The following is a 24698-nucleotide window of genomic DNA, read 5'->3' on the forward strand; positions in this document are numbered from 1 at the left end:
CTTTTATCTTTAACGAAAACAGTGAAGCGATGGTAGCCTGGCGGCCTGCTGCAGGTAAGCTTTCTCTGCACGGATGCGGTGCTTTTGCGCACGACGCCTGCAATTCTGCCAAATTGCAGGCGGGAGAATCAAAACCAGGAGACAAACTCTGTGGTATCCGGCGCGACAACCGTGGTGCTGGCTTTAAGCTGCGGCGTGCCGAGATAGAGAAAGCCCACAATGGCATCTTTTTCTTTGCAGTTGAACGCCGCCCGCACGTGAGGATGGTCGGTCCAGGGGCCACTGCGCCAGATGCCGTTATATCCCTGAGCCAGCGCAGCCATCTGCATCGCCATAACGGCACAGCCCGCAGAGACAACCTGCTCCCACTGCGGCACTTTTTCAGAGGGCTTGTAGTCTGCAATTACCGTTATCACCATGGGCGCACGAAACGGCGCCGCCGCCGCTTTCGCGATGGCTTTTTCATCCAGCGCGCTCTCGCGGGCGGCCTGCTCCAGCACGCGGCTTAGCCGGTCCCGTCCCTCATTCTCCGCAATAACGAAACGCCACGGGCGAAGCGTACCGTGATCGGGAGCCCGCATACCGGCATGCAGAATGTTTTGCAGCACCTCACCCGCCGGAGCGGGTTCAGTCAGCCGCGAAGCTGAGCGGCGGTTAGTCAATAACTCCAGTGCATCCATAAGGGTTCTCCTGTGCCTTTTGATGATGTGCTAATCCTGGCACAGCGCGATCTTTTGTAACAGTCTGGTGCGAATTCCTGCTGACTTTTCAGCCGCTGCTCTTTAGGATGATGCCGATATCGGGGTCCGCAAGCCTGCTGCCGGCCCTGGCTACGTGAATATGGAGAGTTTATGCGCACATTGTGGCGAATGATTACCGGTCTGTTCCGCTGGAGCTGGCGCGTTCTGAATTTTATCCGGGAGTTTATCCTTAACCTGTTTCTCATTGTTCTGATCCTGGCCGGTGTCGGCATCTGGCTGCAGCTGTCGAGCGCCGGCAACAGTGAACCGGTTCAGCAGGGAGCGTTAAAAGTCGATCTCAGCGGTATGCTGGTGGATAAACCTTCGGTGAATAACCGTCTGAGTCGCATCAGCCGTCAGCTGCTGGGTGCGAACAGCGATCGCCTGCAGGAAAACTCCCTGTTTGATGTGGTTGATGCGATTCGCCAGGCTAAAACTGACAGCAATATCACCGGTATCGTGCTGGATCTGCGCGATTTTGCCGGCGGCGATCAGCCCTCTCTGCAGTATGTTGGTAAAGCGCTGCGGGAGTTTCGCGACACCGGAAAACCAGTTTATGCGCTGGGTGACAGCTACAGTCAGGCACAGTATTACCTGGCCAGCTTTGCGAATAAAATCTGGCTCTCGCCTCAGGGCACGGTTGACCTGCACGGCTTTGCGACCAACGGCCTCTATTACAAAACGCTGCTGGAAAAGCTGAAGGTCTCTTCCCACGTTTTCCGCGTAGGCACTTACAAGTCAGCCGTTGAACCGTTCCTGCGTGACAACATGTCACCGGATGCACGTGAGGCGGACAGCCGCTGGATCACCCAGCTATGGCAAAATTATCTGAATACGGTGTCAGCTAACCGTCAGATTACGCCAGAGCAGCTCTTTCCCGGCGCGGCAGGCGTGATCAGCGGGCTGGAGGCAGTACAGGGCGACACCGCTAAATATGCGCTGAATAATAAACTGGTGGATACGCTGAGCTCACGCGCGGCGGCTGACCAGGCGCTGGCGAAAACCTTTGGCTGGGACAAAGCGAATAATGACTACCGCTATGTCAGCATCTATGACTACCGTCTGAAACAGCCGGCGCAGCAAAAAGGCAACATCGCGGTGATCCTCGCCAGCGGTGCGATCATGGATGGAGAAGAGAGCGCAGGCAATGTCGGCGGTGACACAACGGCCGCACAGATCCGTGAAGCGCGCCTCGATCCCGCCATCAAAGCTATCGTGCTGCGGGTAAACAGCCCGGGCGGCAGCGTCACCGCATCGGAAGCGATTCGTGAAGAGCTGGCCGCCGCGCATGAAGCCGGTAAGCCGGTGGTGGTCTCCATGGGAGGCATGGCCGCATCGGGAGGTTACTGGATTTCAACGCCGGCAGATTACATCATCGCCGCACCTTCTACACTGACCGGTTCTATTGGCATCTTTGGCGTGATTAATACGGTCGAAAACAGCCTGGACGCAATCGGCGTACATACGGATGGCGTAGCCACCTCCCCGCTCGCTGACGTAGCGACCACCAAAACGCTGCCTGCAGAGGTACAGCAGCTGATGCAACTGACGATTGAGAATGGCTATCGCAATTTTATCGGTCTGGTCGCTGCATCGCGGCACAAGACGCCTGAGCAGATTGATGCGATTGCACAGGGCCATGTCTGGACCGGCAGCGATGCCAAAAACAATGGTCTGGTTGACGCACTGGGTGATTTTGACGACGCCGTGGCGAAAGCTGCCTCACTGGCCAGCGTGAAACAGCCTGCGCTGAACTGGTATCAGGATGAACCCGGTATGTTTGATCTGCTGCTCAATCAGATGAACGCCTCGGCGCAGGCGGTGCTGCCCGACGCGCTGAAAATCTGGCTGCCCGCACCGGTGCAGGATGTTGTCAGCGCTATGCAGTCGCAGCCGGGCCTGCTCGGTAAGCTTAACGATCCGCAAAATCGTTACGCCTTTTGTCTGAATTGCGGCAGCGTTCGCTAATTTTACAGCTCGGCCGCTGGTCGGGCTGCTTTTCCCTGTCAATCCCCTTATACTGCGCGTTTTACGGCAAGTCTGAGTACACTCATGCAAAAGAAAAATATCTATGTAGCCTACACGGGCGGTACTATCGGGATGCAGCGTTCTGCGCAGGGCTATGTTCCGGTATCAGGCCACCTTCAGCAGCAGCTGGCCAATATGCCTGAGTTTCACCGGCCGGAGATGCCGGATTTTACAATTCATGAATATGCCCCGCTCATCGACTCTTCTGATATGACGCCGCAGGACTGGCAGTCAATTGCAGATGATATCCGCCAGAATTATGACGCCTATGACGGTTTTGTTATTCTGCATGGAACCGATACCATGGCTTTCACCGCATCAGCTCTCTCCTTTATGCTGGAGAATCTGGCAAAACCGGTGATCGTAACCGGGTCGCAGATCCCACTGGCGGAACTGCGCTCTGACGGTCAGCAGAATCTGCTTAATTCCCTCTATGTGGCGGCTAACTATCCGATTAATGAAGTAGCGCTGTTTTTCAATAACACCCTGTTCCGCGGCAACCGTACCACTAAAGCGCACGCCGACGGCTTTAACGCCTTCGCCTCGCCAAATCTGTCGCCGCTGCTGGAAGCGGGGATCCATATCCGCCGTCTGAATACGTCTCTCGCGCCACAGCAGTCGGGCGAGCTGGTGGTTCATCCCATCACACCGCAGCCTATTGGCGTGGTTACCATTTATCCGGGCATCTCTGCAGACGTGGTGCGAAATTTCCTGCGCCAGCCGGTTAAAGCGCTGATTTTGCGCTCTTATGGCGTGGGCAATGCGCCGCAAAATGCGGAGTTCCTGCATGAGCTGCAGCAGGCGAGCGAGCGCGGGATTATCGTAGTTAACCTGACGCAGTGCATGTCCGGCAAAGTGAATATGGGCGGCTATGCCACCGGCAATGCGCTGGAGCATGCTGGCGTAATCAGCGGTTTTGATCTCACCGTTGAGGCCACGTTAACAAAACTGCACTATTTATTAAGTCAGGACCTTAGTCCCGATGAAATTCGTGCCAGAATGCAGCAGAACTTACGTGGCGAACTGACAGAAGATTGAACGGAGCAGAATGATATGAAGCGGGCATTGGTAATTATCGATATCCAGAATGACTTTTGCCCCGGCGGTCCGATGGCCGTGCGCGAAGGCGATCATACTGTGGCGGTAGCGAATCGCTATGCGCGTGAGTTTCACCAGCGCGGCGAGTGTGTTGTGGCCCTGCAGGACTGGCATCCGGCAAATCACGGCAGCTTTGCTTCAGTGTCCGGCGAGCCGGTCTATACGCTGGGTGAGCTTAACGGGCTGGCGCAAATCTGGTGGCCGGACCACGGTATAGAAAACAGCCCGGGCGCAGATTTTCATCCCGACCTCGATCGCTCCCTGATTGACGCAATATTTCATAAAGGTGGAGACGTGGATGTCGACAGTTACAGCGCCTTTTTCGATAACGGACACCGGCGCAAAACTGAACTGGATAACTGGCTGCGCGAACGCGATATTACGCATCTGGTTATGCTGGGAATTGCGACTGACTACTGTGTGAAATATAGCGTGCTGGATGCGCTGGAGCTCGGATATCACGTTCAGGTCGTTAAAGAGGGCTGCCGCGGCGTGAATCTCAACCCGGAAGACAGTGACATAGCACTGGCGCAAATGCAGGCGCAGGGTGCGGAAATAATCTGAAAAACAGGCTGGTTATTCCAGCCTGTTTTCTTAGTGCAGATTGATGCGCGTGACATCCGGCTCAATGCCGAACTCTTCTTTCAGCTGCTTTTTAGACTTCGTCACAATATCTCCCCCTTTGGCAATGCTCATATGCTGAGGTGAATCGTTGTGACGCGCCTGCCACAGCATGACCAGCTGCAGACAGTGTTCGCGCTGCTCCTGCGTTAATGCCACCCCATCCGGCCATTTACCCGTTTCAACTGCGGTTGCCAGACGGGCATAGATCTCAGGCGTCATCGCATCCAGCATCGCATTCAGTTCCTGCTTCATTCTATCCCTCCTGCTGCTTGCCCTGCTCGTCAGTAAAGCTCAGCGAGGCGGAGTTAACGCAGTAGCGCTCACCGGTTGGCTGCGGACCATCCGGAAAAACATGCCCCAGATGCGCGTCACAGCTGCCGCAGCGGATCTCAACCCGGTGCATGCCGTGCGAATCATCTTCCAGGTAGCGTATCGCCTCATCGCTGACCGGCTGGTAGAAACTTGGCCAGCCGCAGCCCGAATCATATTTGCTTTCTGACAGAAACAGCGGTGCCTGACAGACCAGACAGTGATAAATGCCATCCTGTTTGTTGTGTAACAGCGCGCCGGTAAAGGGTGGCTCAGTACCCCGATGCTGCGTGACGTAGCGCTGCATTTCCGACAGCTGGCCGATTTTTGCTTCAGATGCGGTATCTTTTGCCATTTTTGCTTCCAGAGTATCTTTCTGTAGAAATCAGCTACTATTCTAACAAACGGACAACATTGCCCGACGTTTTTTTTGTGCGAACTTTTCTGCCCTGGTCGCTGCAGCGTGGTTTTGTGATGACGATCACTCTTTGTGACAAACTTCCCTTTTCACACGCTAATCAGCGTAAGATAGACGCGCTGTAAAATCGGCACGCAAGCGGTTGCAATACAGATTATTCCTGGCGTTGGAATTGACCTGTCGCAACAATTGACACGATTCCGCTTGACGCCTGGTAAGGTTTTTGTAATTTTACAGCCAACCTTTTATTCACTAACAAATAGCTGGTGGAATATATGACTATCAAAGTAGGTATCAACGGTTTTGGCCGTATCGGTCGCATCGTTTTCCGTGCTGCTCAGCAGCGTTCAGACATCGAAATCGTCGCGATTAACGACCTGCTCGACGCCGATTACATGGCTTACATGCTGAAGTACGATTCTACCCATGGTCGTTTTGACGGCACCGTAGAAGTACAGGATGGCGCGCTGATTGTTAACGGCAAAAAAATCCGTGTTACCGCTGAGAGAGACCCGGCTAACCTCAAATGGGACGAAGCAGGCGTTGACGTTGTTGCTGAAGCAACCGGGATCTTCCTGACTGACGAAACCGCACGTAAGCATATCTCTGCCGGTGCAAAGAAAGTGGTTCTGACCGGTCCATCTAAAGATGACACCCCAATGTTTGTACGCGGTGCCAACTTTGATAAATATGCTGGCCAGGATATCGTGTCTAACGCATCCTGCACCACCAACTGCCTGGCTCCGCTGGCAAAAGTCATCAACGATAAATTTGGTATCGTTGAAGGCCTGATGACCACCGTTCACGCTACTACTGCTACCCAGAAAACCGTTGATGGCCCGTCACATAAAGACTGGCGCGGCGGCCGCGGTGCAGCACAGAACATCATCCCATCTTCAACTGGCGCAGCAAAAGCGGTTGGTAAAGTACTGCCAGAGCTGAACGGCAAACTGACCGGTATGGCTTTCCGCGTTCCTACGCCTAACGTCTCTGTGGTTGACCTGACCGTTCGTCTGGAAAAAGCAGCAACCTACAAAGAGATCTGTGAAGCTATCAAAGCGGCTTCAGAAGGCGAAATGAAAGATGTACTGGGCTATGTTGAAGATGACGTGGTTTCTACTGACTTCAACGGCGAAGTACTGACTTCAGTATTCGATGCCAAAGCTGGTATCGCGCTGAATGATAACTTTGTGAAACTGGTTTCCTGGTACGATAACGAAACCGGTTATTCCAACAAGGTTCTCGATCTGATTGCTCTGGTTGCAGCTAAATAAGCGACCAGGCTATATCAATAAGGGTGACTTCGGTCGCCCTTTTTTTTCGACCAGATAAACAGAGGCTGAACGATGCCAAATACGCTTTTTACACTGCCTGTGACAGAGCAGATAACCCCTTACCTGTCGCTGCGTCAGCAGGATGAGCTGCCGGTCGTGGTTATCAGTCATCCTAAAGTTCGTGCGGCTATCGCGCTTCAGGGCGCGCATCTGCTCGCCTGGCAGCCCAGCGGTCAGCAGCCTGTTCTCTGGCTGAGCGATAAAAGCGCGTTTAAAGCAGGTAAAGCGATTCGCGGCGGCGTGCCGATCTGCTGGCCGTGGTTTGGCCCTGCCGGTGAACCGGCTCACGGATTTGCCCGTACCCAGCTATGGACGCTGACAGCACACGATGAAAATGACGATGCCGTCATGCTGACTTTCACGCTGGAAAGTAACAGCCAGACGAAAAAGCTCTGGCCTCACGACTTTACTCTGCTGGCCCGTTTCCGACTGGCCGACCAGTGCGAGATTGAACTTGAAGCCTGGGGCGATTTCGACGCGACAGCCGCGCTGCATGCTTATTTTAGCGTGGCGGATATTGCTGAAACCGCAGTAAGCGGGCTGGGTAAGACGTTTATCGATAAAGTGGCGGATAACTCACCGGGCGAAAACAGCAGCGGCGTACAGCGCTACCCGGGACGGATCGACCGTATATATACCGCGCCTGACGAGTGCAGCGTCATTAAAGACAGCGGCGGCAGCCGGCAGATTGAGGTCTACCATCACTATCAAAGTGACGTTGTCACCTGGAACCCGGGCCCTGAACTCTCCTGCAGCATGGGAGATATGCCGAATGATGGCTACAAGAGCATGGTCTGCGTCGAGACAGCGCGCATTACCAAACCGCTGAAAAGCGCGGGCGAAACACCTGCCCGCCTGGGGACAACCTTACGCGTGCGGAGCGCCAAGCCCGCTTAAACCACATCCAGCGGCACGCGCTGCTGCGGGGCAGGAAATAGCTGGTCAAGCAAGGCGATCTCTTCGGCGCTGAGCATAACGTTCAGCGCTGCAGCGTTTTCCTGAACGTGCGCGACGCTGCCTGCTTTCGGTATCGCTATTATACCCTCATGCCGGATCGCCCAGCTCAGCAGCAGCTGCGCCACGCTAATCTGCTTATCCCGTGCCAGCGCCAGCAACTGCGCATTATCAAACAGCGCCTGACGCAGCCGCCCCGCCTGGGCCAGCGGGCAATAAGCCATTACCGGCATGGCGCGCTGCTGGCAGAGCGGCAGCAGCGTATGCTCAATGCCGCGGGATGCGAGATGGTACAGCACCTGATTCGTCGCGCAGGAGAAGCCGCCCTCCTCTCCCCACAGCTCTTCCATATCGTCGCTGTCAAAATTTGATACGCCCCAGCTGCGTATTTTTCCCTGCGCCACCAGCTTCTCCATGCCGCGCAGGGTCTCCTCCAGCGGGATATTACCGCGCCAGTGCAGCAGATAAAGATCGAGGTAGTCAGTTTTGAGTCGCTGCAGGCTGCGCTCACACGCTCCGGTGATATCAGCTTCACTGGCGTTCCACGGATAGACTTTGGAAACCAGCCAGGCGCTATCGCGCCGCCCCTGCAGCGCTTCACCTACCACTCTCTCAGCTTCACCGTCAGCATACATTTCGGCTGTATCTATCACCGGCAATTCGGCAGCAAGCCCCGCCTGCAGCGCAGCGATCTCCTGAGCACGCAGCGCGGGGTTTTCCCCCATATACCAGGTTCCCTGCCCGATAGCGGGCAGCGAAGCACCATTGATCCAGACATTTTGCATCATCCCTCCTGCGCGGTACGGCTATAAAAAAACAACGCCTGATATCAGGCGTTGCGATAGTGCATCAGAAGCTGTAGCTGAGGCCGGTCCAGAGCGTGACCTGGCCGTTTTTATCAACCATCGGGCTGTCTTTAATCTCATCATCAAAGCGGGTGTAGCGCCCGGAAAAACTGGCGTTCCAGTTTTGGCTAAGCTGGTAGCTGGCGTTCAGCTCGACATAGGGCGACCAGCTGTCATCGGGCCGGTAGGTGGCGATACCGCTACGGGCACTCTCATGCGAAGAGACGCCGTAGTAATAACGGTTTTGATTTGCGCTATTCCACAGGGCTCCGATACCGGGCGTCAGGCTGAATGCGCCAAACTCAAAGCGGTAGAGATACGTCAGATCCCAGATGATGCCATTACTGTTATTCAGCACATCACCCAGTAATGCCGTGCGCAGGATCCCCCACTCTGCAACATGACGATAGGTGCCACCCGCCATCAGCGTCATCCGGCGCTTATCCAGAGATTTCATATCGCCCAGATCGTTATCATCCGGGTCATACTGCTGTGGCGAACCGAGCAGCGTCAGCGACAGCTGATTCTGCGGGTCTTTCCACAGGTAATAGCCGCCCTGCAGGCTGCGAAACCAGAAGTTTTCTCCTTCATAGTTGATAACCGGTACGGGCAGATAGCGATCCTGTCCGCCACGATAAGGCGATTGAGCATAGATAACAGAGGCGCCCAGCGACAGCGGGTCAGCATGAGCTGCAAATGCGGTCGCCAGCGCGGGAGACAGCAGCATAAACGCAGAAAATTTAAATGTGTTCACTCTATATTTTGCCTGTTAAGTCACTAATTGCTTTTGCAGTCTAGCGAATATTTTGTAACAGAGGCAATCTGCTGTGAACCGGATTGGCTAATTCTGCCACTCTTCACATCTTGCAGAAATTTACGCAGCTTATGCCGAACAGAGTTGTTGGCATCTTTACAGGCCGTCTCCCATCCTCACAGGCGAATATTTCGCAAAACGATCGTGGCTTAAAACAATATGCGGAAATTTGCGCGTTTTTTGTGCGCTAATCGTTTAATCCTGCGCCACTTACTACTTGATCTTTATCCGATACACGCTCATAACAATAGAGAAGCAGAGAGATTTATATCCTTAAAAATGAGAGGTTGGCACCACTGTTTGTAAGGTTACGTTTATTGTTCCCAACAATTCTAACAGGACGGGCATCGCTATGAATATATTCGATCACTATCGTCAGCGTTATGAAGCTGCCAAGGACGAAGAGTTCACACTGCAGGAATTTCTTACTATCTGTAAGCAGGATCGCAGTGCATACGCCAATGCGGCAGAACGACTGTTAACGGCTATTGGTGAGCCTGTTATGGTTGATACCGCTCAGGAGCCACGCCTTTCCCGTATCTTCTCGAATCGTGTTATTGGCCGTTACCCGGCATTTGAAGAGTTTTACGGTATGGAGGAAGCGATTGAACAGATCGTCTCCTACCTGAAACATGCGGCGCAGGGGCTGGAGGAGAAGAAACAGATCCTCTATTTACTCGGTCCGGTGGGCGGCGGTAAATCCTCTCTCGCTGAACGTTTAAAAGCGCTGATGCAGCGCGTGCCTATCTATGTACTGAGTGCCGATGGCGAACGCAGCCCGGTTAACGATCATCCGCTGTGCCTGTTTAACCCGCAGGAAGATGCCAATATTCTGGAGAAAGAGTATGGCGTACCGCGGCGCTACCTGGGCACCATTATGTCGCCGTGGGCAGCAAAACGCCTGCATGAGTTTGGCGGCGATATCACCCGCTTTAAAGTGGTAAAAGTGTGGCCATCAATCCTGGAACAGCTGGCTATCGCTAAAACCGAACCCGGTGATGAAAACAACCAGGATATCTCTGCGCTGGTAGGTAAGGTTGATATTCGCAAGCTTGAGAACCATGCGCAAAACGATCCGGATGCCTATGGCTACTCTGGTGCACTCTGCCGTGCGAACCAGGGTATCATGGAGTTCGTAGAGATGTTCAAAGCGCCGATTAAGGTGCTGCACCCGCTGTTGACTGCTACGCAGGAAGGCAACTACAACGGTACAGAAGGCATTTCCGCGCTGCCTTTCAACGGCATTATTCTGGCGCACTCCAATGAATCGGAGTGGGTTACCTTCCGCAACAACAAGAATAATGAAGCTTTCCTCGACCGTGTCTATATCGTTAAGGTGCCTTACTGCCTGCGCGTTTCAGAAGAGATCAAAATTTACGAAAAACTGCTTAACCACAGCGATCTTACTACTGCGCCCTGCGCTCCCGGCACACTTGAAACGCTGGCACGCTTCACTATCCTGTCGCGGATGAAAGAGCCGGAAAACTCCAGCATCTACTCGAAAATGCGGGTGTATGACGGCGAAAGCCTGAAAGATACCGATCCTAAAGCGAAATCCTGGCAGGAGTATCACGACTATGCGGGCGTCGACGAAGGGATGAATGGCCTCTCAACCCGTTTTGCCTTCAAAATTCTGTCGCGCGTGTTCAACTTTGATCACACTGAAGTGGCGGCGAACCCGGTTCATCTCTTTTACGTGCTGGAGCAGCAGATTGAGCGGGAGCAGTTTCCGCAGGATCAGGCAGAGAAATATCTGGAGCATCTGAAAGGGTATTTAATTCCGAAATATGCGGAGTTTATTGGTAAAGAGATCCAGACCGCCTATCTGGAGTCCTATTCTGAATATGGTCAGAATATCTTTGACCGCTATGTCACCTATGCCGACTTCTGGATCCAGGATCAGGAGTATCGTGACCCGGATACCGGGCAACTGTTTGACCGTGAGTCGCTTAATGCGGAACTGGAGAAAATAGAGAAACCAGCCGGCATCAGTAATCCAAAAGATTTCCGTAATGAAATCGTCAACTTTGTTCTTCGCGCCCGGGCGCAAAATAGCGGCCGTAATCCAAACTGGACCAGCTATGAGAAACTGCGCACGGTCATTGAGAAAAAAATGTTCTCCAATACTGAGGAGCTGCTGCCGGTTATCTCGTTCAATACCAAAACGTCTACCGATGAGCAGAAAAAACATGATGATTTTGTCGACCGTATGATGGAGAAAGGCTATACCCGCAAACAGGTGCGTCTGCTCTGCGAGTGGTATCTCCGCGTGCGTAAATCGTCATAATCGATCCGTAAGCCCGGCGCCTGGCGCGCCGTTAATCAGGCCGGAGAGCCCTTTCCGGCCTGGCTTACACTGCAGTTGAGGGGAAACCATGGCCTATTTTATCGATCGGCGTCTCAACGGTAAAAACAAGAGTGCGGTCAACCGGCAGCGCTTTCTGCGCCGTTATAAGTCGCAAATCAAGCAATCGATTTCCGAGGCCATCAACAAGCGTTCGGTAACCGATACAGAGAGTGGTGAGTCGGTGTCGATTCCGATTGATGACATCAACGAACCCGTTTTTCATCAGGGTCGCGGCGGAAGCCGCCATCGTGTTCATCCCGGCAACGATCACTTTGTACAGAATGACCGTGTCGAGCGGCCTCAGGGCGGCGCGGGCGGTAGCGGCAGCGGTCAGGGCAACGCCAGTCAGGATGGTGAGGGGCAGGATGAGTTTGTCTTTCAGATATCGAAAGATGAGTATCTCGACTTGCTATTCGAAGACCTGGCGCTGCCAAACCTGCGTAAAAATCAGCATCGCCAGCTTAATGAGTTTAAAACGCATCGTGCCGGGTTTACCTCAAACGGCGTTCCGGCCAACATCAGCGTGGTACGTTCATTACAGAACTCACTCGCCCGGCGTACGGCCATGACAGCAGGCAAGCGCCGTATGCTGCATGAGCTGGAAGCAGCCCTGCATGAGGTAGAAAACAGCGAGCCTGCGCAGCTGCTTGAAGAGGATCGGCTGCGTCATGAGATTGCTGAACTGCGCGCGCGTATCGAACGGGTGCCGTTTATTGACACCTTCGATCTGCGCTACAAAAATTTTGAAAAACGTCCTGAACCCTCCAGTCAGGCGGTGATGTTCTGCCTGATGGATGTATCCGGCTCAATGGATCAGGCCACCAAAGATATGGCCAAACGGTTCTATATTTTGCTTTACCTGTTCCTGAGTCGTACCTACAAAAACGTTGAAGTGGTGTATATCCGTCACCATACGCAGGCAAAAGAGGTGGATGAACAGGAATTCTTCTACTCGCAGGAAACCGGCGGCACCATTGTTTCCAGCGCGCTGAAGCTGATGGATGAGGTGGTCAAAGAACGCTATGACCCGTCCCAGTGGAATATTTATGCGGCGCAGGCGTCAGACGGCGATAACTGGGCAGATGATTCGCCGCTATGCCACGAGATCCTCGCGAAGCATATTTTGCCGGTGGTACGCTATTACAGCTATATCGAGATCACCCGGCGGGCTCATCAGACGCTGTGGCGCGAATATGAACACTTGCAGGCTATGTTTGACAATTTTGCTATCCAGCATATTCGCGAACCTGAAGATATCTACCCGGTATTCCGGGAGCTTTTCCACAAGCAGGCTGCCGAGGCCTGAATCGCAAGCCGGTCACTGACCGGCTTTTTTATATCTGATTACGACCTGTTTACCCGCAAAACGACCCGTCTGTTGCAGGATTTTCCTCTTTAATGTCATCATAGCTCGCATAAACAAAAAACAGGAAATTAAGCGCTGACAAGCCGTTGATAAGGCATTATCTTTTGAACTTATTTGTACGAATTGTTCGTGCTTGTCAGTTTTGGCCCGGTTGCAGGAGAATGCTATTGAATACCAGCATGATTTACAGTCTTTTTATTATTGGTTCCGTGCTGGTCGCTGCAAGCATTTTGCTGAGCTCGTTTTCCTCGCGTCTTGGCATCCCTATTCTGGTGATCTTTCTCGCGCTCGGTATGCTGACCGGTGTGGATGGCATCGGCGGTATCGCCTTCGATAACTACCCGGTAGCCTATCTGGTCTCCAACCTTGCACTGGCGGTTATTCTGCTGGATGGCGGCATGCGCACGAAAGCCAGCTCGCTGAAAGTCGCGCTCGGTCCGGCGCTGTCGCTGGCAACAATCGGCGTCATGATCACCGCCGGCCTGACCGGTTTAATCGCAGCCTGGCTGTTTAAACTCGACCTGATGCAGGGATTTTTGATTGGCGCCATTATCGGCTCAACGGACGCAGCGGCGGTTTTTTCTCTGCTGGGTGATAAAGGCCTGAACGAACGCGTCAGCTCCACGCTGGAGATTGAATCGGGCAGCAACGACCCGATGGCCGTGTTTCTGACCATCACGCTGATTGATATGATCCAGCAGGGTCAGAGCGGTCTGAGCTGGATGTTTGTGGTACATCTGGTACAGCAGTTTGGTCTGGGCATCGTCTTTGGCCTCGGCGGCGGATGGGCGCTGCAGCAGCTGGTTAACCGTATCAGCCTGGCTCAGGGACTCTATCCGCTGCTGGCGCTCAGCGGTGGCATTATCGTATTCGCACTGACCACGGTGATGGAAGGCAGCGGAATCCTCGCGGTCTATCTGTGTGGCTTTTTACTGGGCAACAGTCCTATCCGCAACCGCCACGGCATTCTGCAAACGTTTGATGGCATGGCCTGGCTCAGCCAGATCGGCATGTTTATTGTACTGGGGCTGCTGGTGACGCCATCCGATTTGTGGCACATCGCCCTGCCGGCCATGATCCTCTCGCTCTGGCTGATTCTGGTCGCCCGCCCGCTGTCGGTTCTGGTCGGACTGCTGCCTTTCAAAGGGTTCACCGGTCGGGAACGTATTTTTATCAGCTGGGTCGGCCTGCGCGGCGCCGTGCCGATCATTCTGGCTGTGTTCCCGATGATGGCGGGACTGGAGAATGCCAGGCTCTATTTCAATATCGCATTCTTTGTCGTGCTGGTGTCACTGATGCTGCAGGGAACGTCGCTGGGTTACGCAGCGAAACGCGCCAGAGTGGTTGTTCCGCCGCTCGCCTCGCCTGTCAGCCGTATCGGGCTTGATATCCATCCGGAAAATCCGTGGGAGCAGTTTGTCTATCAGCTTAATGCCGATAAATGGTGTGTGGGTGCGGCGCTGCGCGATCTCAAAATGCCGCGTGAAACGCGCATTGCGGCGCTGTTCCGTAATAACACGCTGATGCATCCCAGCGGCGCTACCCGGCTAAAAGAGGGCGATGTACTGTGCGTAATAGGCCGCGAGCGCGATTTACCGGCGCTGGGTAAAATGTTCAGTCAGACGCCGCCGGTGGCCCTTGACCAGCGCTTTTTCGGCGACTTTATTCTCGACGCCGATGCCCGCCTGCGGGACGTGGCGCAAATTTATGGCCTGGAGCTGGATGATGAAACCAGCGATCAACAGTCACTGGGGCAGCTGGTGATGAGCCTGCTCGGCAGCACGCCGGTAGTAGGCGACCAGGTAGAATGGAAGCAGCTGACCTGGACCGTCGCAGAAAAAGAGGATAATAAAATCATGAAAGTCGGCGTGCGCGTCAGCGAAGAGCGAGAATAATCTGAGGTTTTAGCGCCCCTGAAGCGGTCAGCAGCGACTATGATCTTACATATCAGTCAGCAAACGGGAGCAAAAAATGGGAACGGTAGTCAAAATTGGTCGCTATGAGATTGTTGATGCGGAGATGGGAGGCGATAAACCTGATACCGTCTCTATTCCCTGTCAGACTAACCCGGGACTGAGCTATCAGCTTGATGGCTGGGACCATGAGACCAGCGTGCCGGCGTGGATTGATGGCGAGCCTGTTGATTTGAAAATTGGTCACTATGACAAAGAGCAGGATCGCTGGGTACTCAATCGCCCTGCCTGATTTCATCACACCGTCATACCTGCGTATGGCGGTGATTCCTAAAATTCGCTGAAAAAAAGCGCTGTTTTTGTCCTCTTTTTCATCACCATCTCTGTTTATTCAATAACATAGCTGATAATCCCTCGGGTCAATAATTTCCTTTTAAGAGTAATTCCATATTAACTCTGTCAGATTCCTCTTGCATACTCGTAAACGTTGCTGCTGTTTTCGTGACTTATATCACGTCTTATCCGGCCCTTGCCGTGCAGCGCTTGAGAAATAACTAATGGTTAGTGTGCTGATAGCGAACGTTATTTTGCCTCTCAGCCACCAATCCTGAGCGCGTACTTGATTCTGGTCAGGCCATCTTTTACTTAAGAAAAGAGAGCAGGTGTTATGGCAAGTACAATTGTAATGAATGACGCAACCCGCTCATGGAGCGGCCTGCGCAAAAATCTCATTGCTAAAGTCGCATTAAGTCTTTCCGATCTTATTGCACTTAATCTGGCGCTGTTTTTATCAGCGGCTACCGTCCAGGGAATTTGGGGAGAGCTGGACAGCTTTATTCCGCCGCAGCAGATTGAGTACCGGTTTATCGCGCAGCTTGGCCTCTCGGTACTCTGTACCGCCTGGTTCTGGGTCCGGATGCGGCACTACACCTATCGCAAACCTTTCTGGTTTGAGCTGAAAGAAGTGGTCAAAACGCTGTTTGTTTTTTCACTGCTGGATCTGGCGCTGATTGCCTTTTCAAAATGGGATTTTTCACGCATGGTCTGGGTGTTCAGCTGGAGCTGGGCGCTGCTGCTGCTGCCGCTGATGCGCGCAATGGTAAAACGGGCGATCAGCCGTGCAGGACAGTGGCAGAAAGAGACCATTATCATCGGCTCAGGCAAAAATGCCCTTGAAGCCTATGCCGCGCTGCAGAGTGAAGAGATCCTCGGTTATAACGTGCAGGCGTTTATCTCCCTGGATGATGAAAACATCCCGGATAAACTCAACGGCGTGCCGGTTATCACCCGCAAGGATATCAACTGGCAGACCATGGATCGTGATAACACGCAGTTTATCGTGGCGACTGAATATGAACAGCAGGCGGTACGCGATCACTGGCTGAAGTTTCTTTCCAGAATGAAATGCCGCTCTGTCTCAGTGATCCCGACGCTGCGGGGCGTACCGCTTTACGGTACCGATATGTCATTTATCTTTAGTCATGAAGTGATGATTCTGCGCGTCAGCAATAATCTGGCCAAGCGCTCATCACGCTTCCTGAAGCGCACCTTTGATATTGTGGTAGCGTCGCTGCTGCTGCTGTTTCTCGCTCCGGTATTTGGCCTGCTCTGCTGGATGGTGAAACGCGATGGCGGTAACGCTATCTACGGTCATGAGCGCGTAGGTCAGGATGGCGCAAAGTTTAAATGCCTGAAGTTTCGCTCTATGGTCACCAACTCCCAGGAGGTCCTGCAGGCGCTGCTGGCCACCAGCGAAGAGGCGCGGGCAGAATGGGATCGTGACTTTAAGCTGAAAAACGATCCGCGCATTACCCGCATCGGCGGCTTCCTGCGTAAAACCAGCCTCGATGAGCTGCCGCAGCTCTGGAACGTGATCCGCGGAGAGATGAGCCTGGTGGGACCGCGTCCGGTCATCGAAGCTGAACTGGAGCGCTATGCCGGTGACGTTGACTACTACCTGATGGCCAAACCGGGTATGACCGGTTTGTGGCAGGTAAGCGGTCGTAATGATATTGATTATGACACCCGCGTCTATTTTGATTCCTGGTATGTAAAAAACTGGGCGCTGTGGACCGATATTGCCATTCTGTTTAAAACCGCCGGCGTGGTACTGCGCCGCGACGGGGCCTACTGACCGCTCTCTGTGCGATGCCCGCCGTCCGGCGGCAGGCATCGCCTTTTCACTTTAGCGCTTTCTTTTTGCCCGCAGACTCATTACCCTTCTCGCCTGTTTAACAGGACGTTTCTGGTTCTTCATGCAAAAATTCACGCTTATTCTGCTGAGTCTGGTGCTGCTGGCTCCGCTCGGTATTGATCTCTACCTGCCTGTTCTGCCGCAGATTGCCGATGGCCTTAACGCCCCGGTCAGCCTGATCCAGCTTACCATCCCGCTGTTCCTGCTGATCATGGGCATAGGTCAGCTGGTGACGGGCCCGCTGGTGGACAACTTTGGCCGCAAGCCCGTGGCGCTGGCTGGCCTGCTGCTCTATATCGTGGGCAGCGCCGTTGCGGCAACCGCCACGCTCTGGCCGGTATTTTTCCTGGCGCGCATTATTCAGGGCTGTGGCGTCTGCTGCAGCGCGGTGGTGGCATTCAGCGGCGTGCGCGATCGCCTGAGCGGCGATGAGGCGGCTCGCGCTTACGGGTTTCTGAATGGCGCGCTGAACATCGTTCCGGCTCTGGCACCGCTGCTGGGCGGCCTTCTGGCGGAAGCCTATGGCTGGCGTGCGCCTTTCTGGTTCCTGTGCAGCTATGCGCTGGCGATTGGCCTGCTGGTGATCGTGGCTTTACCGGAAACCCGGCCGGCGGATACGCTGCGGGTGAAGGGATTGCCGCTGGCGCAATATGGCGCGATTCTGCGCCAGCCGCGCTTTCTCGCTTTTGCGTTTGCCAATGCAGGCGCACTGGGCATGGTGCTGACCTACGTCTCTCTGGCTCCGCATGTGCTGATGACCGAAGGCGGCCTGACGCCGCTGCAATTCTCGTTTGCCTTTGGAGCCAACGGTTTCTGGATCATGCTGGTCAGCGCCTTTGTGAATAAAACGATTCGCAAAGCGGGCCGGCCATTTTGTCTGGCGATGGGCTTCGTTACGATGCTGCTGGGGGCAATATTGCTGCAGGCGGGCGTTCACCTGCTGCCTGCTGAATGGCAGTCGCACTGGGCGCTCTATATGATCCCGGTGGCGGTATCGGTGGCAGGCCTTGCCTTTACCGTTGGCCCGGCCACCAGCTATGCGCTGGAACCCTATCAGCAGCAGGCGGGCGTAGCCGCAGCGCTGCAGGGGTTTATTCAGATGGCGGGAGGCGCTGGCGGCAGCATGCTGATTGTTGCCCTGCCGGTCGCGGAAAAATCGTCACTGGCTCTGATGATGCTGACTGGCGCAGCGCTGGCGCTGATTGCCTGGCGCTGCAGCCGTAAGATACGCGGCAGCGTGACCGCGCTTAAATAACCTCAACCGGCACGCGCGGGGCGAGCGCGCACATCAGCTCGTACCCGACCGTGCCGGCCGCTGCAGCGACGTCATCTATCTTCACGTCATTACCCCACAGCTCAACGGCGGTGCCGATACCCGCCTGCGGACAAGGTTCGAGATCGATCATCATCATATCCATCGACACCGTTCCCAGCGTGCGGGTGCGTACGCCGCCAACGGATACAGGTGTGCCGGTAGGAGCATGACGCGGATAGCCATCCGCATAACCGCAGGCCACAATGCCAATCCGCTGCGCTCCGCTGGCCCGGTAGCGATAGCCGTAGCCGACGCCGTCGCCCGCTGTCAGCTGCTGCACGCCGATAATTTCACTGCTCAGCGTCATAGCCGGCTGTAGCCCGGTACCGGCGATATCCTGCCAGCGACCGCTGGGCGAGGCGCCATACAGAACGATGCCAGGGCGCACCCAGTCATAATGCGTGAGCGGGTGCCACAGCGTGGCGGCAGAGTTGGCGAGCGAACGCGGACACTCCAGGCCTTCAGCCGCCTGCTCAATGCGCTGCAGTGGTCCGGCGACCCCCTCCGGATTGTCGGCATCAGCGAAATGCGCCATCAGCGTGATCTCGCCGATTCCCGGCAGCGCACGCAGTTTTTGCCAGGCGTTATGCACCTGCTCAGGGCGAAAACCGAGCCGGTTCATCCCGCTGTTCATTTTCAGATAAACATCCACGGGAGCCGAGAGCTGCGCGGTCGCCAGCGCTTTTATTTGCCAGTTGCTGTGCACGCTGGTGGTCAGCCGGTAGCGATCGATCAGCGCCAGATCGTCTGCGTGGAAAAACCCTTCCAGCAGCAGAATCGGTTTTTTCCATCCCTGCTCGCGCAGCAGAATAGCCTCTTCGAGGTTGAGTAACGCAAAACCGTCGGTGCTCTCCAGCGCCTGCCAGACGCGGGCAATACCGTGCCCGTAAGCGTTAGCTTTGACCACTGACCATACGTGTGACTGCGGCGCTGCCTGGCGCACCACAGACAGATTATGACGCAGCGCCTGTCGGTTAACCGACGCGCGCACAGGACGTGACATAGTGTTAACTCTCCGTGAGTGTTAGCGTGCGATATCCGCGCGACGTAAAGGCGATGCGTGCGAGGCAAAACCCGGCAGATAGCGCAATACAGAGAGATCGTCTGCGGCAATCGCGTGTTTCTGACCCGATACAATATCAGCCAGTAGCTGGCCGGAACCACAGGCCATGGTCCATCCCAGCGTACCGTGTCCGGTGTTGAGATAGAGATTAGTCAGCGGGGTACGTCCTACAATTGGCGTACCGTCTGGCGTCATCGGACGCAGCCCTGTCCAGAAAGAGGCCTGTTCGATAAACCCGCCTTCAGGATAGAGATCGCGCACCACCATCTCCAGCGTTTCCCGCCGTGCCGGCAACAGTTTGGTGTTAAAACCAACAATTTCAGCCATGCCGCCTACCCGGATACGGTTATCAAACCGGGTCACGGCCACTTTATAAGTTTCATCCAGGATCGTAGAGCGTGGCGCAGCGTCAGCATCTTTTACCGGAATAGTCAGCGAATAGCCTTTCAGCGGATAAACCGGGATGGCGAGAATATCTTTCAGCAGCGCGGTCGAATAGGAGCCAAATGCCACGACGTACGCATCCGCTTTAATCACCTCATCCCCGCACTTCACGCCATAGATGCGGTTGCCTTCACGCAGTAACCGATCGACCGGCGTATTAAAGCGAAAAGTGACGCCTGCTGCCATAGCCATTTCTGCCAGACGTTGGGTAAAGAGCTGACAATCGCCGGTTTCATCATTAGGCAGCCGCAGGCCACCGGTCAGCTTGTGCGCGGTGGCTGCCAGCGCCGGCTCGGCACGCTGCAGCTCATGAGCCTGCAGCAGCTCGTAAGGCACGCCCGCCTCTTTCAGCACGGCGATGTCTTTACTGGCGCTGTCGAACTGCTGCTGCGTGCGAAACAGCTGCAGCGTTCCGCCCTGCCGCTCTTCATAGGCGATCCCGGTTTCTGCACGCAGCGTTTTCAGGCAGTCGCGACTGTATTCAGCGATACGCACCATGCGGGCTTTGTTTTCCTGATAGTGACGCATATCGCAGTTACGCAGCATCTGCCACATCCACTCAAGCTGAAACCGGCTGCCATCGGGCCGCATCGCCAGCGGTGCGTGGCGCTGAAACATCCATTTAATCGCTTTCAGCGGCACGCCAGGTGCGGCCCACGGCGCCGCATAGCCGGGCGAGATCTGACCGGCGTTACCGGCACTGGTTTCCAAAGCAGGGGCAGGCTGTCGATCGATGACGGTGACCTCATGTCCGGCCTGCGCCAGATACCAGGCACTTGCCACTCCCACTACCCCACTCCCCAGAATCACGACACGCATAGGCCCCTCGAGACAAAAGCATAATTAACTGGTATGAGAACCTGAGTCAGAATAATCAGGCTGCTCTGTTTATCTTAGATTTGACCCGGCTATTTCACATCTTTTTTAACATTCTGCACACTTAAATCCTTGCTGTTAGCAAAGATCAGAGTTTTACCGCATCTGAAGCGCTGACCTGAGCGCTTTGTCAGAAAAAAATCAGGGCTTTTTCCCTTTTTCAGCAGAATCACCCGCTGCTGCCTGACCGCTGTTTTTTCAGTTTATTATTCTGCATTTTTATTTGCAGCCGGATTAATATCTCATAGCATAGTTGGATCGCGCTATCCGGATGATTTTCTGCCAAAAGAAATCGTTTGAGTTCCGTTATCGGATGCGAGACAGTGAACTATCCTTGATCTGTTCGCTCAGTTTTTGGGCGCTCTTTCTCAGGACGAAGCCTTCACCCGTGTGGCAGGGTCTTCCTGCCGCCTGCAAAACAGAGGTGCGCTATGACGACAATGTTTGACGAGCCAACCCGCAGCAGTAAACGACTCAGTGACGGGCCCGACTGGACATTTGAACTGCTTGATGTCTACCTGGCTGAAATCGACCGCGTGGCGAAAAGCTACGGGCTTGATACCTACCCGCATCAGATTGAAGTTATTACGTCCGAACAGATGATGGATGCCTACTCCAGCGTGGGGATGCCGATCAATTATGCGCACTGGTCATTCGGTAAAAAGTTTATTGAAACCGAGCAGCGTTATAAGCATGGGCAGCAGGGGCTCGCCTATGAGATCGTCATCAACTCTAATCCCTGCATCGCCTATCTGATGGAAGAGAATACGATGACCATGCAGGCGCTGGTGATGGCTCACGCCTGCTATGGACACAACTCTTTCTTTAAAAATAACTATCTGTTCCGCAGCTGGACGGATGCAAGTTCAATCGTCGATTATCTGCTGTTTGCGCGTAACTATATTGCTGACTGCGAGGAGCGCTTTGGTGTCGAAGAGGTTGAGCGCCTGGTTGACTCCTGCCACGCCCTGATGAACTACGGCGTTGACCGTTATAAGCGCCCGCAGAAAATTTCACTGCAGGAGGAGAAAGCGCGGCAAAAGAGTCGCGAAGAGTATCTGCAGAGTCAGGTAAACACGCTATGGCGTACGCTGCCGCGTAAAGAGAAAGAGGCGTCACACGTTGAGGCCGCACGCTATCCCTCTGAACCGCAGGAGAATCTGCTCTACTTTATGGAAAAAAATGCTCCCTTACTGGAGCCGTGGCAGCGCGAAGTGCTGCGTATCGTGCGTAAAGTAAGCCAGTATTTCTATCCGCAGAAACAGACGCAGGTGATGAATGAAGGCTGGGCTACCTTCTGGCACTACACGATCCTCAATCATCTCTATGACGAGGGCAAAGTATCAGAACGTTTTATGATGGAGTTTTTGCACAGTCATACTAACGTTATCTATCAGCCGCCTTATAACAGCCAGTGGTATAACGGTATTAACCCCTATGCCCTGGGATTTGCTATGTTCCAGGATATCAAACGCATCTGTCAGTCACCGACAGAAGAAGATCGCCACTGGTTCCCCGATATTGCCGGCTCCGACTGGCTTAAAACGCTGCATTTTGCGATGCGCGAGTTTAAAGATGAGAGCTTTATCAGTCAGTTCCTGTCGCCGAAAGTAATGCGCGATTTCCGTCTGTTCACCGTGATGGATGACGATCGCAATAACTATCTGGAAATTGCGGCGATTCATGATGAGGCTGGCTATCGCGCCATCCGTCAGCAGCTCTCTGCCCAGTATAATCTCAGCAATCTGGAACCCAATATTCAGGTCTATAACGTGGATCTGCGCGGCGATCGATCGCTGACGCTGCGCTATGTTCCTCAGCAGCGTGCGCCGCTGGATAAAAGCCGGCGCGATGTGCTGAAACATGTTCACCGGCTCTGGGGATTTGATATTCATCTGGAGCAGCAGAACGAAGATGGCAGTATAGAACTGCTCGACCGCTGTCCGCCGCGTTCGCCCGGACTCTGAGCATAAAAAACCGGACTGAAGAGTCCGGTTTTCTTTAGCGCTTGTTGCCGAGATCGTCTGGCAGGTTTTTCTGCATACTGTGCCAGATCTCCCCGCTGCGGCGTCCATACATACGCACGCACTCAACCACCTGCTCCTGCGTCGGCTGCTGCGAACACATATCCGCCAGCTGCTGATAAAAGCTGCGTGCCAGCTCGCGCGCTTCAGGATTGGAAAAATAGTGGCGTCCAACCCGCGTATAGAGCCCTTTCAGTCCGTTGAGGATCAGACCGTAAATCGGATTGCCGGAAGCAAACGCCAGACCGCGGAATACCCGGTAATCAAGCTCAGCATAGGCATCCGCCTGATCCTGCTCATGCAGCGCGCTCTCCAGCACTTCGCGGGCTTTTTCCGGATGGTGACGCAGCGCACGGCTGATAAAAATAGAGGCGATGTTGCTGCGAACTGAGAGCAGATTATCAATCAGCTGCGGCACGCTGTCGTGATCGAGCCGGGCCAGCGTCTCAAGGATGTTGAGGCCGGAGGTTTCCCAGAAATCATTTACGCGCGTCGGCTTGCCGTGCTGGATAGTGAGCCAGCCATCACGCGCCAGACGCTGCAGCACTTCGCGCAGGGTGGTGCGGGTAACGCCAATCAGTTCAGACAATTCACGTTCAGCAGGCAGAATCGACCCGGGGGGAAAACGACTGTTCCAGATACTCTCAATTATGTACTCTTCTGCGAATCCTGCAGGGCTCTGCGCCTTGATAACCATAGCGTTACGTTCTCATTGCGTTCTTAATCGTCATTACACTCATCATACCAGAGGGGCTATAGCGGAAATAGTCTGCTGGCGGATTAAAAGCATGGCCTGGCGCAAATTTCAGCATGCGGGCTGAATGCTTTCACCTGGTCCGTACCGGGCAAGCGGCTGGCGGGTCAGACAACCTGCCACATAAACGATCTGCGTCATTTTTATCGCTGAATTCCTGATTGCAGGCTGGCAGCGTCGGGCTTTTGGTTTACACTGCCAGGCACTGATAGCTAAGGGAAATCCACTATGTTGCGATATCTGAATCTCTGCTCGCGCGGGCGTGGCGCCTGGCTGCTGCTGGCATTGACCGCACTGGCGCTGGAGCTGGTGGCGCTGTTCTTCCAGCACGGTATGGGGCTTAAACCCTGCGTGATGTGTATCTATGAGCGGTGTGCGCTGTTTGGCGTAATGGCGGCAGGCGTGGTGGGCGCTATTGCGCCGCAGACTCCGCTGCGCTGGGCCAGCCTCGCCGCCTGGATCTACAGCGCCGCTGAGGGCCTGCGCTTATCCTGGGAGCACACCATGCTGCAGCTGCACCCTAACCCGTTTGTCACCTGCGACTTTGCCGCACGCTTTCCGGCATGGCTGCCGCTGGACAAATGGCTGCCTGCGGTATTTGTTGCCAGCGGCGACTGCGCTGAGCGCGGCTGGACGCTCCTCGGCTGGAGCATGCCGCAGTGGATGATCGCCATTTTTGCCGCCTACCTGCTGGTGGCGATAGTCGTGCTTGTTGCTCAGCTATTCAGGCCGCGTCAGCGCAACCTTTTTGGCCGCTGACGGACGCAGAATCAGCCATTCCGATCGGGACGATCAATAATGTGATCTTCCCAGTCGCGTACTTCACTTTCGCGTACTGCGATGTAGCGTACAGAGATCCGCTGGGCATGCATCGCTTTTTTTGATCCCGCCAGCAGCGGATGCCAGGCGGGCAGCGCTTTGCCTTCGCCAAGCAGCCGGTAAGCGCAGGTGCGCGGCAGCCAGTTGAACGTTGTGAGGTTTTCACGCGTGAGCTTGATACAATCTTCTTCATACTCAAACCGGCGTTCGTAGTTACGGCACTGGCAGGTTTTAATATTCAGCTGGTTGCAGGCAACATTGGTGAAATAGATCTCATCCGTATCAGCGTCCTGCAGCTTATTCAGACAGCACTGTCCGCAGCCGTCACACAGCGATTCCCACTCAGCGTCGTCCATTTGTTCCAGACGTTTGGTCTGCCAGAAAGGTTGGTCACTCATCATTGCGGTCCGGGTTGTTCA

22 protein-coding genes are annotated in these 24698 nt (G+C 54.5%); 13 read left to right on the forward strand and 9 right to left on the reverse strand.

The features are described 5' to 3' along the window. Nucleotides 1–128: 128 nt before the first annotated feature. Complete coding sequence (locus F3I15_RS01275) at nucleotides 129–680, reverse strand: NAD(P)H nitroreductase (protein WP_039384682.1); 552 nt, start codon at nucleotides 678–680, stop codon at nucleotides 129–131. A 171-nt stretch (nucleotides 681–851) separates the two neighbouring features. On the opposite strand from F3I15_RS01275, the gene sppA reads away from it, so the two are divergent. The 3 genes from sppA (at nucleotide 852) to pncA (ending at nucleotide 4430) form a co-directional block, all read left to right on the forward strand. Continuing rightward, complete coding sequence (gene sppA, locus F3I15_RS01280; protein WP_150016258.1) at nucleotides 852–2708, forward strand: signal peptide peptidase SppA; 1857 nt, start codon at nucleotides 852–854, stop codon at nucleotides 2706–2708. Nucleotides 2709–2792: 84 nt separating this feature from the next. Next, complete coding sequence (gene ansA / locus F3I15_RS01285; protein WP_150016259.1) at nucleotides 2793–3806, forward strand: asparaginase; 1014 nt, start codon at nucleotides 2793–2795, stop codon at nucleotides 3804–3806. Between the two features lie 15 nt (nucleotides 3807–3821). Then, nucleotides 3822–4430, forward strand: coding sequence for a bifunctional nicotinamidase/pyrazinamidase (gene pncA / locus F3I15_RS01290; protein ID WP_150016260.1), 609 nt, complete (start codon nucleotides 3822–3824; stop codon nucleotides 4428–4430). Between the two features lie 30 nt (nucleotides 4431–4460). Here pncA and F3I15_RS01295 read toward each other — a convergent pair whose 3' ends face one another. Together F3I15_RS01295 and msrB are read right to left on the reverse strand one after the other, a co-directional pair. Continuing rightward, entirely contained in the window at nucleotides 4461–4742 is a 282-nt protein-coding gene (locus F3I15_RS01295; RefSeq protein ID WP_150016261.1) for a YeaC family protein, read from the reverse strand. Nucleotide 4743: 1 nt separating this feature from the next. Continuing rightward, nucleotides 4744–5154 carry a peptide-methionine (R)-S-oxide reductase MsrB gene (gene msrB, locus F3I15_RS01300; protein WP_039384692.1) on the reverse strand — a complete coding sequence of 137 codons (411 nt, stop codon included), beginning with the start codon at nucleotides 5152–5154 and terminating at the stop codon, nucleotides 4744–4746. A 338-nt stretch (nucleotides 5155–5492) separates the two neighbouring features. Here msrB and gapA point away from each other — a divergent pair, with 338 nt between their 5' ends. Together gapA and F3I15_RS01310 are read left to right on the forward strand one after the other, a co-directional pair. After that, nucleotides 5493–6491: a glyceraldehyde-3-phosphate dehydrogenase gene (gene gapA / locus F3I15_RS01305; protein WP_039384694.1), complete on the forward strand. Its 999-nt coding sequence runs from the start codon at nucleotides 5493–5495 to the stop codon at nucleotides 6489–6491. A 72-nt stretch (nucleotides 6492–6563) separates the two neighbouring features. Continuing rightward, complete coding sequence (locus tag F3I15_RS01310) at nucleotides 6564–7448, forward strand: D-hexose-6-phosphate mutarotase (RefSeq protein ID WP_150016262.1); 885 nt, start codon at nucleotides 6564–6566, stop codon at nucleotides 7446–7448. On the opposite strand, the gene F3I15_RS01315 is transcribed toward F3I15_RS01310, so the two are convergent. Then, nucleotides 7445–8293 carry an aldo/keto reductase gene (locus tag F3I15_RS01315; protein WP_190314867.1) on the reverse strand — a complete coding sequence of 283 codons (849 nt, stop codon included), beginning with the start codon at nucleotides 8291–8293 and terminating at the stop codon, nucleotides 7445–7447. The two genes, F3I15_RS01310 and F3I15_RS01315, sit on opposite strands and share 4 nt — an antisense overlap. A 61-nt stretch (nucleotides 8294–8354) precedes the next feature. After that, on the reverse strand, nucleotides 8355–9104 hold the full coding sequence (locus tag F3I15_RS01320) for a MipA/OmpV family protein (RefSeq protein ID WP_370513321.1): 750 nt from the start codon (nucleotides 9102–9104) through the stop codon (nucleotides 8355–8357). 412 nt (nucleotides 9105–9516) lie between these two features. Between F3I15_RS01320 and yeaG the strand changes: the two genes are divergently transcribed. The 6 genes from yeaG (at nucleotide 9517) to F3I15_RS01350 (ending at nucleotide 18239) form a co-directional block, all read left to right on the forward strand. Then, nucleotides 9517–11451: a protein kinase YeaG gene (yeaG, locus tag F3I15_RS01325; protein WP_065649162.1), complete on the forward strand. Its 1935-nt coding sequence runs from the start codon at nucleotides 9517–9519 to the stop codon at nucleotides 11449–11451. 88 nt (nucleotides 11452–11539) lie between these two features. Next, entirely contained in the window at nucleotides 11540–12817 is a 1278-nt protein-coding gene (locus tag F3I15_RS01330) for a YeaH/YhbH family protein (protein ID WP_039384703.1), read from the forward strand. Nucleotides 12818–13044: 227 nt separating this feature from the next. Beyond that, complete coding sequence (locus F3I15_RS01335) at nucleotides 13045–14772, forward strand: potassium/proton antiporter (protein ID WP_150016263.1); 1728 nt, start codon at nucleotides 13045–13047, stop codon at nucleotides 14770–14772. A 76-nt stretch (nucleotides 14773–14848) separates the two neighbouring features. Next, on the forward strand, nucleotides 14849–15082 hold the full coding sequence (locus F3I15_RS01340; RefSeq protein ID WP_039384706.1) for a DUF1480 family protein: 234 nt from the start codon (nucleotides 14849–14851) through the stop codon (nucleotides 15080–15082). A gap of 375 nt (nucleotides 15083–15457) precedes the next feature. After that, on the forward strand, nucleotides 15458–16924 hold the full coding sequence (gene wbaP, locus F3I15_RS01345) for an undecaprenyl-phosphate galactose phosphotransferase WbaP (protein ID WP_150016264.1): 1467 nt from the start codon (nucleotides 15458–15460) through the stop codon (nucleotides 16922–16924). A gap of 121 nt (nucleotides 16925–17045) precedes the next feature. Next, nucleotides 17046–18239 carry a multidrug effflux MFS transporter gene (locus F3I15_RS01350; protein WP_150016265.1) on the forward strand — a complete coding sequence of 398 codons (1194 nt, stop codon included), beginning with the start codon at nucleotides 17046–17048 and terminating at the stop codon, nucleotides 18237–18239. On the opposite strand, the gene dadX is transcribed toward F3I15_RS01350, so the two are convergent. Continuing rightward, nucleotides 18232–19302: a catabolic alanine racemase DadX gene (gene dadX / locus F3I15_RS01355; protein ID WP_150016266.1), complete on the reverse strand. Its 1071-nt coding sequence runs from the start codon at nucleotides 19300–19302 to the stop codon at nucleotides 18232–18234. The two genes, F3I15_RS01350 and dadX, sit on opposite strands and share 8 nt — an antisense overlap. A gap of 21 nt (nucleotides 19303–19323) precedes the next feature. Continuing rightward, complete coding sequence (locus F3I15_RS01360; RefSeq protein WP_150016267.1) at nucleotides 19324–20625, reverse strand: D-amino acid dehydrogenase; 1302 nt, start codon at nucleotides 20623–20625, stop codon at nucleotides 19324–19326. 488 nt (nucleotides 20626–21113) lie between these two features. Between F3I15_RS01360 and F3I15_RS01365 the strand changes: the two genes are divergently transcribed. Next, complete coding sequence (locus F3I15_RS01365) at nucleotides 21114–22649, forward strand: SpoVR family protein (protein ID WP_150016268.1); 1536 nt, start codon at nucleotides 21114–21116, stop codon at nucleotides 22647–22649. 34 nt (nucleotides 22650–22683) lie between these two features. Here F3I15_RS01365 and fadR read toward each other — a convergent pair whose 3' ends face one another. Continuing rightward, entirely contained in the window at nucleotides 22684–23403 is a 720-nt protein-coding gene (fadR, locus tag F3I15_RS01370; protein WP_108569375.1) for a fatty acid metabolism transcriptional regulator FadR, read from the reverse strand. A gap of 285 nt (nucleotides 23404–23688) precedes the next feature. Here fadR and dsbB point away from each other — a divergent pair, with 285 nt between their 5' ends. Next, on the forward strand, nucleotides 23689–24219 hold the full coding sequence (gene dsbB / locus F3I15_RS01375) for a disulfide bond formation protein DsbB (RefSeq protein ID WP_150016269.1): 531 nt from the start codon (nucleotides 23689–23691) through the stop codon (nucleotides 24217–24219). Nucleotides 24220–24230: 11 nt separating this feature from the next. Here dsbB and F3I15_RS01380 read toward each other — a convergent pair whose 3' ends face one another. After that, complete coding sequence (locus tag F3I15_RS01380) at nucleotides 24231–24677, reverse strand: YcgN family cysteine cluster protein (RefSeq protein ID WP_039384718.1); 447 nt, start codon at nucleotides 24675–24677, stop codon at nucleotides 24231–24233. Between the last annotated feature and the right edge of the window lie 21 nt (nucleotides 24678–24698).

The organism is Pantoea sp. M_9 (genome assembly GCF_008631385.1).
Classification (GTDB): domain Bacteria; phylum Pseudomonadota; class Gammaproteobacteria; order Enterobacterales; family Enterobacteriaceae; genus Pantoea; species Pantoea eucrina.

Bases quoted from the DNA above. Each gene is read 5' to 3' on its own strand.
- F3I15_RS01275 (WP_039384682.1), bottom strand. From the start codon at position 680: ATGGATGCACTGGAGTTATTGACTAACCGCCGCTCAGCTTCGCGGCTG.
- sppA (WP_150016258.1), top strand. From the start codon at position 852: ATGCGCACATTGTGGCGAATGATTACCGGTCTGTTCCGCTGGAGCTGG.
- ansA (WP_150016259.1), top strand. From the start codon at position 2,793: ATGCAAAAGAAAAATATCTATGTAGCCTACACGGGCGGTACTATCGGG.
- pncA (WP_150016260.1), top strand. From the start codon at position 3,822: ATGAAGCGGGCATTGGTAATTATCGATATCCAGAATGACTTTTGCCCC.
- F3I15_RS01295 (WP_150016261.1), bottom strand. From the start codon at position 4,742: ATGAAGCAGGAACTGAATGCGATGCTGGATGCGATGACGCCTGAGATC.
- msrB (WP_039384692.1), bottom strand. From the start codon at position 5,154: ATGGCAAAAGATACCGCATCTGAAGCAAAAATCGGCCAGCTGTCGGAA.
- gapA (WP_039384694.1), top strand. From the start codon at position 5,493: ATGACTATCAAAGTAGGTATCAACGGTTTTGGCCGTATCGGTCGCATC.
- F3I15_RS01310 (WP_150016262.1), top strand. From the start codon at position 6,564: ATGCCAAATACGCTTTTTACACTGCCTGTGACAGAGCAGATAACCCCT.
- F3I15_RS01315 (WP_190314867.1), bottom strand. From the start codon at position 8,293: ATGATGCAAAATGTCTGGATCAATGGTGCTTCGCTGCCCGCTATCGGG.
- yeaG (WP_065649162.1), top strand. From the start codon at position 9,517: ATGAATATATTCGATCACTATCGTCAGCGTTATGAAGCTGCCAAGGAC.
- F3I15_RS01330 (WP_039384703.1), top strand. From the start codon at position 11,540: ATGGCCTATTTTATCGATCGGCGTCTCAACGGTAAAAACAAGAGTGCG.
- F3I15_RS01340 (WP_039384706.1), top strand. From the start codon at position 14,849: ATGGGAACGGTAGTCAAAATTGGTCGCTATGAGATTGTTGATGCGGAG.
- wbaP (WP_150016264.1), top strand. From the start codon at position 15,458: ATGGCAAGTACAATTGTAATGAATGACGCAACCCGCTCATGGAGCGGC.
- F3I15_RS01350 (WP_150016265.1), top strand. From the start codon at position 17,046: ATGCAAAAATTCACGCTTATTCTGCTGAGTCTGGTGCTGCTGGCTCCG.
- dadX (WP_150016266.1), bottom strand. From the start codon at position 19,302: ATGTCACGTCCTGTGCGCGCGTCGGTTAACCGACAGGCGCTGCGTCAT.
- F3I15_RS01360 (WP_150016267.1), bottom strand. From the start codon at position 20,625: ATGCGTGTCGTGATTCTGGGGAGTGGGGTAGTGGGAGTGGCAAGTGCC.
- F3I15_RS01365 (WP_150016268.1), top strand. From the start codon at position 21,114: ATGACGACAATGTTTGACGAGCCAACCCGCAGCAGTAAACGACTCAGT.
- fadR (WP_108569375.1), bottom strand. From the start codon at position 23,403: ATGGTTATCAAGGCGCAGAGCCCTGCAGGATTCGCAGAAGAGTACATA.
- dsbB (WP_150016269.1), top strand. From the start codon at position 23,689: ATGTTGCGATATCTGAATCTCTGCTCGCGCGGGCGTGGCGCCTGGCTG.
- F3I15_RS01380 (WP_039384718.1), bottom strand. From the start codon at position 24,677: ATGAGTGACCAACCTTTCTGGCAGACCAAACGTCTGGAACAAATGGAC.